Raw genomic sequence first — 13,146 nt, 5'->3', positions numbered from 1 at the left:
AAGATTGGGGTAATAAAGAAAGGAGCCTGTTATGGCAAGTATACACTTAAGATATCCGGGAGGAAAAGCAAAAGCACTGACATTAAGTTACGATGATGGAGTGGAGCAGGATAAAAAACTGCTGGAAATTATGCAGCAATATGGTTTAAAAGGAACCTTTAACCTAAACAGTGGTTTATATGCAGCGGAAGGAACCGAATATCCGACCGGTCAGATACATAGAAGAATGACAGAAAAGCAGATAAATGAATGCTTTCAGAATTCTGGTCAGGAAATTGCAGTCCATTCCCTTACCCATCCATTTCTGGAGCAGCTGCCGGGAAATCTGGTAATAAAGGAAATTACAGAAGACAGAGAACGTCTGGAGAAACAATTTGATACTATAGTACGTGGAATGGCATACCCCTTTGGTACCTATAGTGACAGCGTAGTAGAAATTCTAAAAAATTGCGGAATTGCCTATGCAAGAACCGTAATTTCCACCTTTGATTTCAGAATGCCTGCCGACTGGCTTAGGTTGACTGCAACCTGCCATCACAAAGCACCGGAGCTAATGCAGCTTGCCAAAAAGTTTATAGAAGACGAAGTCGATTGGGCACCTTATCTGTTCTACCTATGGGGGCACAGCTATGAATTTGAAGCCGATGACAACTGGCAGGTAATAGAAGAATTTGCCGAATATATCAGCAATAGAAAAGATGTGTGGTATGCAACCAACATTCAAATATACGAGTACACCAAAGCCTACGAGCAATTAATATTCAGCGCAGACGGCAAACGCATAAGTAATCCAACAGCCACAGACCTCTGGCTGAAATACGATGATACAATCTGCGAGATAAAGTCCGGTTCTACCTATACCATGATTCAAGTGTCAAAAGATTAGTTTTTCAAAAGGGGACGGCAAATTGCACAAAACAGAAAAACGCATGCTTCGATTCCAAGGTATAAGAAGTCCTAATTCTCCGGATGCTTTGTGCTTGGCATGTTATAAAACAGATAACTCGCTTCGCTCAAACAATCTGTTTTATAACATAGCGCAAAGCATCCGGAGAATAGGACTTCTAATACCTTTCCATAGGCGCATTCGTTCTTCTGTTTTGTGCGATTTGCCTGAAATTGTGTAAAAACAAGGCTTTTGACGCTTTAATCATACCATTAAGTAGATGAGAAAAGCAGTCCAGTAACATCAATTAAAACACAAAAATAATATAAACAAGCAACTAACCATATCATAAATTACAAGCCAGAAGAAGCCTAAGGAAATCCAACTCATAAAGGCTTCTTCTGGCACTTCGTTATTTTAAATAATTGTTAGCCAGGATATGTTCAAGGTCAATTCTTATGTACTGCAAATATTCGTTCTGAGCTTCTAAAGTTAAAAATATATATGTTATCCTTTATAAGGAAGTGAAATAGATGAAAATTGGGATTGCAAATGAAAAAGATTTATTACAAAACTCTTAACTTTGGTTTTAGAGCATATAAAAAATTTAGGGTTCAAAACAGTAACTATTGGAGTAGATGAAACTGAAGCAGATAATATACGCTTATACAAAAGGCTGGGATTCACAGAAAAAATAAAGGATTCATTTATAGACCCATGTAACGTAAATGAAAAGCAAATACCAAATAAATGTGATAAATTCTGGCTATTAAGTAAAAGCTTATAAATACATTGCTAAAAATAAATCATCTAATATACATCCTACTTATTGAACCATATAACTGCCTCCGTAAAATAATTCTACTCAGCATAACTAAAAAAGAAATAAAGTCATTTACAATAATCAGAAAACCAGGCCTCCTCTTTGGGAGTTTTTGTCTCGGAAAGGTTCCTTATGACACTTGTACTGCGGAAACCGCGCAAAGAACCGAATAAGCCACTGTTTGAGCGTGCAAAGAACAAAAAAAGATGCACAGCCTGTTACTACGCGAGTTTGGCTTATTCGGTTCTGTCTTAAGCGGATTCTGCAGTACTAGTGGAATAAGGGTTCTTCTCCGAACAAAAACGTACAAAGAGGAGGCCAGGTTTTCGTCCACCCCCAAAGACAAACTTTCGCCAAAATCCAAAATCTTAATCTAAAAGTATTTATACCTTTATTAATTCTCACTCTCAGGATACTGTCTGCGATATTCCGTCGGTGTACATTTCATATATTGAAGAAAAGCCCGGTTGTAATGGCTGATATTATAAAAACCGCACTGATTGGCGACCTGTGTTATTTTTAAATCGCTGTTTATAAGCAATTCGCAGCTTTTTCTAATTCGAAACCGTACCAGATAGGTAATGGGAGAGGTTCCGGTAAGCTCTTTAAAGTAACGGCAGAAAGCACCTTTGCTAAGACCAGAATGTCCGGCCAGCTGTTCCAGCGTCAGATCCGCACCGTAATTCTCCTGAAGATAGAGCAGGGAACTTTTCAATTTATCATATAGCTTCTGGTAAGTACCGGAAAGATCAACGGAGAGCATATGATTTGCGTAATAAAGATTCCATAGCTGAAACAGCAGCCCATGTAGTTCCAGTTCCCAGTTCTCGATATCCTTTCGGTCATAAAATTGAAGAATCTGCACCAGCAGCTGAAGGAACTTGTCCTGCCAGCCATTAGCCGGAGAAAACGACAGGACGTAGAGGGCACCATTGTGCTTAAGGGGCTGGACAAAACGTGCATAAGAGGAGTGGGAGTAGGCTTCGGTAAAGAGAACCGTACTGAAGAGAAAGGCATAAAAACAGCAATTCCTTTTATGGGGATTAAGTGCCATATGCAGCAGACCTGGCGGAATAAGAATCGCTTCCCCTTCTTTTAACAGAATATGTCTGTCTTCAATCATAAATTCTATCTCACCGGATTCCAGGTAAAACAATTCGATTTCATCGTGCAGATGCTGATATAGTACCAGATCACAATCCGCAGGAATGAAGGTCCGGTGCAAGGAATAGGGCCGGTTTGAAATGACATGGGATACCAGTTCTTTGAACTGGGAATCGGTATACAATGATTTAAGCATAAAGATCTCCTGTAAGGTGCAGCCTTCTGAATGACAGATGCAAGTTCGATATGAGCAGAGTATAGCATATAGAGTAAAAAAGTCAAGATAGTATCAACTTAGGTGAAGATATCTAAAGTAATCTTTTGGCTTTTCGTCTATACTAAACTGGACATATAAGCAGCAAGAAGGATTCGCGACAAGGAGGAAGTTATGGGTAAAATAGAATTATATAAGGATAAACTGGTATTTGAAAGAAAAGATGAGCTTACGGTTATTGAAGCATACGGCAACAACTGCCTGCGCTGCCGAACAACAAAAAATGCAAAGATTTCAGAGGAGTCCTGGACACTGCTGCCGCAGACAGCCGCAGACAGCTGCGTGGTCAGCGGAGATGAAAGTGTGGCTACCATAACCAATGGTAAGGTTTCTGCGAAAATTGAAGCAGGGAATATATGGCATGGGGGCGTAATCACTTATTATCGTAACGGAACGCAGATTCTGCACACGAAATATGAAGGTGACTATACCACCAGGAACATGCATCGGGAAGGAGACCATTATCAGGTCAAGGTGATTTTCGATGCAAATAAAGGAGAGCATTTTTACGGACTGGGTCAGGAACAGGAGGATCAGTTCGACCGTAAGGGAAGTACCTGTAATCTCTTACATTACAATACAAAATCCACATTGCCAGTGGTGTATTCCTCTTTGGGATATGGATTTTTCTGGAACAACCCATCTCCCGGCAGATGTGAGCTTACCAATAACCATACCCTGTGGGTATCGGATAGTGCTTATCAGGCAGATTATCTGGTATATGCCGGTGATACCCCCGCAGAGGTCATGAAGATCTATTGTGATCTGACCGGTTATGCGCCTGCTTTTCCAGAATGGGCAGCCGGTTTCTGGCAATGTAAGCTTCGTTATGAGACACAGGAGGATTTACTGGAGGCAGCAAGGGAATATAAGAAAAGAGGTATCCCCATTGATGCTATTGTTATCGATTATTTCCACTGGACAGAGCAGGGGGAATGGAAATTTGACCCGAAGTACTGGCCAGACCCAAAAGCCATGTGTGAAGAATTAAGACAAATGAACATTGAACCGATTGTTTCCATCTGGCCAACCATCAATCCCAACAGTGAAAATTATCTTGAGATGAGCGAAGGCAATATGCTGGTGCGTACAGAAAACGGACAATATGGCACCTTTGATTTCTACGGGCAGCAAACCTTCATCGATCCCATGAATCCTAAGACAGCCAAATTTGTATGGGACAAGGTCAAGCAGAATTATTACAGTTATGGTATAAGAAATTTCTGGCTGGATGAAGCAGAACCTGAGGTACATCCCCAGCAGTTCGGACACCTGAAGTTCCATCTTGGAAACGGTGCCCAGACAGCCATGCTGTATCCTTATTATTATTCAAAAATGTTCTACGATGGCTTAAAGGAAGTTGGAGAAGAGAAAGTCATTTCCCTTACCAGGGCAGCTTACCCCGGAAGTCAGAAATATGGTTCTGCTGTCTGGAATGGTGATATCATGTCCACCTTTGAAGCTCTCCGAATGAGTATCAAGAGTGGATTGTCCATGGCAATGTGCGGGATTCCCTGGTGGAATTCGGATATCGGCGGATTCTTTAGCGGTGATATTGAAAGTGACTATTTTAGAGAGCTGGTTGTCCGCTGGTTCCAGTTTGGTCTGTTTAGCCCTATTATGAGACTACATGGTTCACGCAGCCGCTCAAAGAATCATAAACCCCGTCATCCGGGAATCATTGAGCCAAGTGGCGGTGATAATGAAATCTGGTGCTTTGGAGAGGAGAATTATCCGGAGCTAAAGAAACTCATTGAAATCAGGGAGCGAATGAAACCCTATACCCAGAAATATATGGACATTGCCAGCGAGTCAGGAAAACCCATTATGCGCCCCATGTTCTTCGATTATTACAACGATGAGATATGTTATAAACTGGAGGACCAGTACATGTATGGGGAGGAGATACTTTTTGCACCTATTGTAAATCAGGGACAGGTGGAACGTGAAGTTTATCTGCCCGAAGGTAACTGGATTCAGGTACTAGACAAAAAAGTCTACAGCGGAAAACAGCAGATAAGCTGCAGGGCTGAATTGTATGAGTTTATTGCATTTGTAAAAGAAGGAAGCGATGTTCTTTCTGTGTTTGATATCCTATAGACGCAATTGTTAAAAACGGCAGGGAAAAATGAGGGAATATTCTTAAATAAGTTTGGAGGTAAGCATGACGAAGCAATATGAGAAAGCTATGGAGATAATGGTTTATACCAGAGACCCGGAGAAGGATTATACGGAGTCTTTAAGTAACAGCATTCATCTGGCCTGTAAGAAAGGGGAGGAGAGGTTTCAACCCCTGAACAGGAATTATGGCATACTTTTTGCCAAAGCTACCATCAATGAGGACAATGTAATAAAGGAAAAAGGTTTAAAGAACCCTTATTTGTTTCAAGGGGCAGAGGGTTCCTTTGGTATTCTGGCAGTAAGAGTTACCGGCCAGGGAGAGGCAGATCCGGAAAGCAGAGGACATGTCCTTTTCTGGCAATCCGATGACCTGACGGATTTCAGGGAAGAGCAATTGCTTAAGCTGCATAAGGAGGAGTATGTAAAAGAGGTGCAGTGCCGCTATCTTCCGGAAGAAAAGATTTATGAAATAAGATGGAAAGACAGCAAGGGAAAATCCTATCGAAATACCTTAACAGATTTATCAGAGCCCGGCAGTATCTCAGAACCGGAGGAAATAACGGAAGATGAGAGGATATCTCCAGAGGCCTTTCAACCAGGAGTGAATCCCGGAAATAGTATAGAGGTTGACTGGGAAACCGGAAACCATATAAGTTCCAGGTGGAGTCCCCTGCAGCATACAGAAATCAAAGTTGTGGACTGCTTAAAAGCAAATACTCTGAATGAAGTAAGGGATATAAAAGCGTCAGCAGTTTATTCCGATGGTTCTATTGCCGAAAAACAGGTGGACTGGGATTACGAAAAAATTGATTTTTCTACACCCGGAACCTATGAGCTTTCCGGAAAAGTCCGCCGGAAGGAATATCCTTTTCCTTTGGCCTGCGGATATGCTGATCCTGTAATCTTACCCTGGAAGGGGAAATATTATTACGTAGCCACCAACGACAATAAAAATGATATCGGTATTTTTGTACGGGAAGCGGAGAACGTAGAGGGGTTGTTCGCAGAGGGTTATAAGGAAGTATTGATATTGGACGAAAACGAAGAGAAGAATTTTGTTCAGACCTTTTGGGCACCGGAATTCCATTGCATCGGAGAGGACCTTTATATACTCTTTGCAGTTAGCGGAAAGCAGTGGAGTCCCCAGTGTCATATGATGAAGCTGAAAAGGGGCGGAGATATCCTGCGTTCAGAGGATTGGGAAGAACCTGTAAGGGTAAGAAGAGCAGACGGCAGCTATCTGGCAGAAGATGGTATTACCCTGGATATGACTTACTTCAATGCCGGTGGAAAGGTCTGCGTCCTCTGGTCTTACCGGAAAGGAATCGGAACACCTATGGATACAGGCTCCATGATCTATATTGCGTCCGTTGATGAGTCGAAACCAACGGTGCTGACCAGCGAGCCAGTGTTATTGACCAGACCTCTTTATGGCTGGGAAAACATACAGGGAACAATAAATAACGAAGGACCATACCCGCTTCTTACGGAGGATATGGTTTACATTGCCTACTCAGGCGGAGCTGCCTGTGGGTATACCTACGCTCTGGGCTTATTGAGTATTCCGGTGGGAAGCGATTATCTGGATGCAGCAGCCTGGAAGAAGGCTACCACTCCTGTCTTATCCTATTATTCCATTGAAGGCGTGTATGGCCCTGGACATAATTCCTTCTTCCGGGATTACGATGGAAGTACCTGGATTCTGTATCACGGTGAAACCGAACTGGTTCCCTTTGGAAAGAGATGTACGGCAATGCACCGGGTGCATTTTGACAGGAAAGGACGTCCCGTGTTTGACCTGGCAGGAGAAAGGGAGCTGAGCAAAGACTTAGAAGAAATATCGATAAAAATAATAGTAGAGTAAATATACAAAAGAAGAGTTCTCTTTTCTGTCCAGTATCAGCAAGCGTATTCTGTTGCTGATACAATCCGGTAATTTCTCAGGTTGGACAGAGAAGCAAAGGGCTCTTCTTTCTTTTTTCTTCTGCGGACTTAATGCTTTAATAGCAGAGTACAAGAGATTCCTTTTAAGACGCTGAGGGGGAATTACACGTGAGGTTCATTTTGTTTAATCAATAAATTAACTATTTTATTTCACTATCTGTTTATGTTAGAATAGAGATATCAACGCAAGGGCAATCAGAGGTCATTAACCGATGATATAGGGAGGAAGGAAATGATACACATTGATTATACAGAATACGATGCTTCTCATACAAGTGATTTTGTTTTTGACATACCGGAAGGGCATGATTGCTGGTTGCTATTGCTGACCCAGACTCCTGCTGTATTTATGGTGGAGAATACCTGCCGGGAATATCCTTCAAACTGTGCCATACTGTACAAGCCAAAGCAAAGGATATACTACCGTGCCTGTGGAGAAAGGTATGCCAATGACTGGATCCGTTTTTATACCGATGAAAATTATGTCATAACAACCCCGATACAGTGCGGGGTACCATTTCAGATACACGATCCCTCTTACTGTCATAAGTTATACCAATTGCTGGTTACGGAACACATTTTGAATAACAGCTTTAAGGATATAACCATTGACAATCTTTTTCGAATATTGTTCAACAAATTATTGGAATCCTATGATTATAAAACAGTGACACCTTTGTTAAAGAATCTAAAGGAACTGAAAATGGACATCTATCACAGACCCTATGAGGAATGGACTGTCAGCAAAATGGCGGAGAAACTGAATATCAGTGTTGGTTATATGCAGGATATTTATAAGAATACTTTTGGTGTTACCTGTATGGAGGATGTTATCAACAGCAGGATCAATCTGGCCAAAAAATACCTGGTATACGATCAGTACACAATAGCTGAGATTATAACCTTATGCGGATACCGCAACATTGAACATTTTTTTCGTCAATTCAAGAAGACTACCGGAGTCACGCCAAACCAATTCCGAAAACTTCCCCATGCAATACCTCCTCTGCAAAATAAGTAAGAGCAGGAGTTTCATAAATAATAGGATACATCAATTAATTGATTTGATACATCATTGTAAGACTTTTACCATTAATTTATAATTCTATTTATTGGATACTGGAGAGTCAAAAGTTAAGCCAACCAAAACTTTTGACTCTCCAGATTGGATATTAAAATGCAGTAATTTCGTCTAAATATAGATAGTAGAGGAGAGACCTTTATGTATTCAGAAATAAAAAATGGCAGCAGCGAAAGGGAGCTGTTTACCGGTATAAAAAGGGTGAACAAAAATATCCTTCATATCGTTCACACCTGTATTCAGGAAGAGCCTATAGAAAGTATCCTGGTTGAAAAGATAGAAGAAAAAGATACCGGCAGAGAACCTGTGAATGAACCGGAGTATTCTGAGGATGGCAGCCTGCTTATTTGGAATAACCAGGGGGAAGTTGCAGTAAAAGAGGTGGGACACAGTCTTATAGAGAAGAAAATCTATCGATATCAAAAAGCAGAGACCTCCGCCTTCCGCCAAAAACATACAGCAAACGGAGAGGTAACCTATCTCGATACGGTCGGAGAGGAATATGCAGGAGAGGCCTATGAAGGCAGACTGACCTTTGAAATATCAGGAGAGGAGTGTCTTTATGGGCTCGGGCAGCACGAGGATGGAATATATAATTACCGGAACCAGAAAGAGTATCTGTTTCAGGCTAATATGAAAATCAGCATGCCTGTGCTGCTTTCTTCACGTAATTATGGTATTTTTATTGATTCGGAAAGTGCTATGACCTTTGAAAGTGAAGACAACAGGGTCCATTTTACAATAGATACGGTCAAGTACCTGTCTTATTATATTATAACTGGTAAAAATCTGGAAGAAATTCAAAAGTCGCTGCGTGAGCTTACAGGCAGAGCACCCCTGCTGCCAAGGTGGGCTTTCGGATATATTCAGAGCAAGGAACGTTATCAATCCGCAGAGGAACTTCTGGAGGTGGTAAAGCATTTTCGTGAGCTTGGAATACCCCTGGATTGTATTGTGCAGGACTGGCTGACTTGGGAAAATGGTTTGTGGGGGGAAAAGACAACGGATAAAAGAAGGTATCCTGATACCAGGAAACTGATTGACGATCTCCACAAGCAGCAGGTAAAACTCATGGTTTCCATCTGGCCCAATATGTCGGAAGGGGGTAAGAACCTGGGGGAATTCAAAGAAAAGAATCTCCTCCTCCCAAACTCCTCGATTTACAATGCATATGATGAGACCGCCAGGGAGATTTATTGGAAACAGTGTGAAGAGGAGTGGTTTCAGTCCGGAACAGATGCCTGGTGGTGTGATAATTCAGAGCCTTTTACCGACTCGGATTGGAACGGAGAGAAGAAAAAGGAAGAGGAACAGCGTTTCAGGCTGGTAACAGAGGAAGCCAAAAAGTCCATTGAATGGACCCGGCTTAACAGCTTTGGGCTGCTCCATGCAAAAGGAATTTATGAGAACTGGCGTCGTTGCACCGGGGCAAAACGGGTGGTTAATCTGACCAGGTCCTCCTGTGTATCAGGTCAGAAGTACGGAACCATTCTCTGGTCCGGAGACATCAGTGCGAAATGGTCTACCTTAAAGAAACAGATTACGGAAGGAATAAAGATTTCCATGACCGGCATCCCATATTGGACGCTGGATATCGGTGCTTTCTTTACGGTGAAGGATAAATGGGAGAACAGAGGCTGCGGAAGCAGTGGAAATCCCAATAAGCTTTGGTTCTGGGACGGAGACTATAATGACGGTGTACATGATCTGGGCTACAGGGAACTATACATAAGGTGGTTTCAATATGGGACCTTCCTGCCGATGTTTCGTGCGCACGGCACCGATACACCCAGGGAACCCTGGAATTTTGGTTCTCCGGGAGAAAGGTTCTATGACATAATCGTAAAATTTATCCGATTGCGTTATCAGCTGCTTCCCTATATTTACTCTCTGGCAGCGGCAGTTCATTTTGACAATGCAGTCATGATACGCAGTCTGTTGTTTGATTTTCCGGAGGATAAAAATGTGAAAGAGCTCAGTGATTCCTATTTATTTGGAAGAGCTTTGCTGATCTGTCCGGTTACGGTGCCTATGTATTACGGGGCCGACAGCCAACCCTTAAAGGCTATACCCAAAGAACGAGAAGTATATCTGCCTGCCAAAGCTCTTTGGTATGATTACTGGACTGGAAGGAGTTATGAGGGCGGGCAGACCATAGTGGCGGCAGCGGAGCTGGATATCATACCGGTCTTTGTAAGAAGCGGGTCGATTCTCCCACTGTCTGTACCTGGGAAATATGCAGAGGAATACGGAGGAATGGTATCGGAGCTGCTGGTGTATATGGGAGCGGATGGTGCGTTCAGACTGTATAACGATGAAGGAGATAATTATTCCTATGAAAATGGTAACTACTCCTGCATTCCCTTATCCTACCGGGACAAAGAAAGGATGCTGACCTTTGGAAAAGCAGAGGGGAGTTATCCATATCAGACAGATTTCAGGGTGAGATTTATCGAGGATGGAAAAGTTAGTGAGATAAATAATATTACTTATAAGGGAGAAGAAGCTTATGTCAAATGTAACTGATATCGACTGCCTGCTCAGAAGCTTCGTGGAGAAAGGGCTGTCAGGCTGCGGATTGGAAATAAAACAGCGTGGGATAACCTTGTATGAAGGTTATTTCGGCTGCAGTGATATAACATCAGGAAAGAAGGTCAGCAAAGCATCCGTTTTCCGACAGGCATCTCTGTCCAAGCTGCCTTTGTATACCGTTCTTATGATGCTCTATGAGAGAGGGAAATTTCTATTGACAGACCCCGTTTCAGACTATTTTCCCGAATGGAAGGACAGCAAAAGGATTGTAAGGCATCCGGATGGTTCTTTTACAATACAGCCCACTCTCCGACCCATAAACATCAGTGATTTACTTACCATGCGATGTGGGCTTCCCTATTGTAATTTTCCTTCTGGTTCCGAAGAACCGGTGCTTAAGGCAATGGAAAAATGCATGAAGCCCTTATGGGAAAAGGGACATTATACCCTCCGGGAACATATTGCTGTAATGGCAGAAGTCCCTCTTGCTTTTGAGCCGGGAGAGCATTGGCTCTATGGCTTCTCCAGTGAACTGGCAGCTGGAGTTGTGGAAGCAGTCTGCGGCAAAGCCATTGAAGATGCATTTCGTGAGCTGTTGTTCGAGCCTTTGGATATGAATGATACAGGAGCTCATTATTTTGGAGACATACAGGAGCGGATGGTAACGTTATATCAGAGAACAGAAGAAGGGGAACTGATTCCTGCGGTTACACCATTTGATGAGAAGCATATTCCCGGGCCTGAACATCAATGCGGGTGGGCAAGGCTGTTCTCTACAGTCAATGATTATTCGAAGATGGCTCAGATGCTTGCCAATGGCGGTGAGTATAAGGGGAAACGGCTTATGGGCAGGAAGACCATAGATCTGATGAGGACCAATGTTCTGAGCCAGGAACAGTTAAAGGAGTTCAGCAATGGATACAATGCCGGTTATGGCTATGGATATGGAGTGCGGACGCTGCTAAATCAGGGAGCAGGCCATCATAACGGAAGCTTACAGGCTTTTGGCTGGACAGGAGGTTTCGGAACCTGGTGTGAGGCCGATCCGGAGGAGGGACTGTCTATTGTGTATATGCATAACCTGATTCCAAGCAAAGAGGAATATTATCATCCACGTATACGTGCTGCCGCCTACGGCCTGCTAAGATAAGGGGGAGAATGTGGATAAAGATAATCAAAGGCTGTTCAGCCTCACTTACATACTGCTGACTTGTATAAATCTGCTGACAGCTCTGGGGTATAGTATGATTGCGACCATTATATCCCCTTATGCGGTAACACTGGGTGCAGGGCTTACCCTTGCAGGAACCCTGTCGGGGATTTTTTCCCTGTCGGCACTTGTAATCAGACCTTTTAGCGGAATGGCACTGGATATTCTGGACAAAAGAAATATCTGCCTTCTTTCCACTCTGCTTATGGGAGTGTCCTTTGCAGGGTATGCCATAGCACCCAACATCGCTGTCATGCTCTTTTTCCGTATTCTCCATGGTATGGCCTTTGGAATCAATGGTACTGCCATTCTTGTACTGATAAGTGAAGTCCTGCCGGAAAAGCGTCTGGGAGAAGGTATTGGATATTTCGGACTGGGTCAGATTGTTGCTCAGATTATTGGACCCAATGCCGGTATTGCCATAAAAGGACGTTTGGGATATCAATCCCTGTTCTTTCTAATTGCTGGTTTAACCTTATTGTCAGTGGGACTCTTGCTTCTGATAAAAAGGAGAAAACCAGGAACTGAGAAGGCTTTTAAGGAGAAAAGGCCCTTTAGCAGAAAGAATATTCTGGCGAAGGAGTGTCTGGTATATGCTTTGGTTGGAGGCTTGTTTTCATTAGGAAATGGTGTTACCACTTCATTTCTGGTGCTTGTGGGAGAGGAGAGGAATATCTCCGGTATCGGCATTTTCTTTACGGTTAATGCGGTGGTACTTCTGGTGATGCGGCTGCTGATGGGCAGGGTGATCGACAGGATTGGCCTTGGGATTATCGTGAATATTTCGCTGGCGCTTACCGCGGTTTCCATGTTCTTTCTCGGTATTTCCCAGGGGCTTCTGCTATTTCTGGCAGCAGGAGTCTTAAAAGCAGCCGGTCAGGGGGGCGGTCAGATTTCACTGCAATCGGCCTGTATCCGGAAGGTAGAGCCTGCAAGGGTCGGAATTGCAACCAGTACCTACTTTATCGGTGCAGATATCGGTCAGGGGCTGGGACCGGTACTGGGGGGAAGAATCTCGGAAGCTTACAGCTATCGATGGATGTATCTTGGTACGGCAGTCCTGATGCTTTTAGGAATCCTGGTTTTTAACCTCTATGAGGCAAAGAACAGAAGGTTGGTCAGCGAAGCTGCGGGGATTTAAGCTACTGTACTTTAGGCTGTTAAACTTTAG

9 protein-coding genes are annotated in these 13,146 nt (G+C 43.1%); 8 read left to right on the top strand and 1 reads right to left on the bottom strand.

Annotation, left to right across the window (positions count from 1 at the left end; all coding sequences use genetic code 11):
• The first annotated feature begins 31 nt into the window (after positions 1–31).
• Both R2R35_RS07390 and R2R35_RS24675 read left to right on the top strand, forming a co-directional pair.
• Positions 32–886: a polysaccharide deacetylase family protein gene (locus tag R2R35_RS07390; protein ID WP_317733863.1), complete on the top strand. Its 855-nt coding sequence runs from the start codon at positions 32–34 to the stop codon at positions 884–886.
• 583 nt (positions 887–1,469) lie between these two features.
• Positions 1,470–1,673, top strand: a complete 204-nt coding sequence (locus tag R2R35_RS24675) for a hypothetical protein (RefSeq protein WP_442872274.1) — start codon at positions 1,470–1,472, stop codon at positions 1,671–1,673.
• A 430-nt stretch (positions 1,674–2,103) separates the two neighbouring features.
• Here the strand turns inward: R2R35_RS24675 and R2R35_RS07385 are convergent, their stop codons facing one another.
• Entirely contained in the window at positions 2,104–3,009 is a 906-nt protein-coding gene (locus R2R35_RS07385) for an AraC family transcriptional regulator (protein ID WP_317733862.1), read from the bottom strand.
• A 192-nt stretch (positions 3,010–3,201) separates the two neighbouring features.
• On the opposite strand from R2R35_RS07385, the gene R2R35_RS07380 reads away from it, so the two are divergent.
• From R2R35_RS07380 to R2R35_RS07355, 6 genes are all read left to right on the top strand, one after another.
• Entirely contained in the window at positions 3,202–5,187 is a 1,986-nt protein-coding gene (locus R2R35_RS07380) for a glycoside hydrolase family 31 protein (protein ID WP_317733861.1), read from the top strand.
• 64 nt (positions 5,188–5,251) lie between these two features.
• The gene (locus R2R35_RS07375) at positions 5,252–7,072 is read left to right on the top strand and encodes a family 43 glycosylhydrolase (protein WP_317733860.1); all 1,821 of its coding nucleotides are present in this window, start codon (positions 5,252–5,254) and stop codon (positions 7,070–7,072) included.
• A gap of 312 nt (positions 7,073–7,384) precedes the next feature.
• Positions 7,385–8,173, top strand: a complete 789-nt coding sequence (locus tag R2R35_RS07370) for a helix-turn-helix domain-containing protein (RefSeq protein ID WP_317733859.1) — start codon at positions 7,385–7,387, stop codon at positions 8,171–8,173.
• Positions 8,174–8,374: 201 nt separating this feature from the next.
• Positions 8,375–10,759 (top strand): glycoside hydrolase family 31 protein, encoded by a 2,385-nt coding sequence (locus R2R35_RS07365; protein ID WP_317733858.1) that lies wholly within the window; start codon positions 8,375–8,377, stop codon positions 10,757–10,759.
• Positions 10,743–11,915 (top strand): serine hydrolase domain-containing protein, encoded by a 1,173-nt coding sequence (locus R2R35_RS07360; protein ID WP_317733857.1) that lies wholly within the window; start codon positions 10,743–10,745, stop codon positions 11,913–11,915. The genes R2R35_RS07365 and R2R35_RS07360 overlap by 17 nt, the downstream gene beginning before the upstream one ends.
• A gap of 10 nt (positions 11,916–11,925) precedes the next feature.
• Complete coding sequence (locus R2R35_RS07355) at positions 11,926–13,116, top strand: MFS transporter (RefSeq protein ID WP_317733856.1); 1,191 nt, start codon at positions 11,926–11,928, stop codon at positions 13,114–13,116.
• The last annotated feature ends 30 nt before the right edge of the window (positions 13,117–13,146 follow it).

It is taken from the genome of Anaerocolumna sp. AGMB13020, from assembly GCF_033100115.1.
Classification (GTDB): domain Bacteria; phylum Bacillota; class Clostridia; order Lachnospirales; family Lachnospiraceae; genus Anaerocolumna.
The sequence above is the reverse complement of the archived record's forward strand: the minus strand, read 5'-3'. Positions and strand labels throughout refer to the sequence as shown.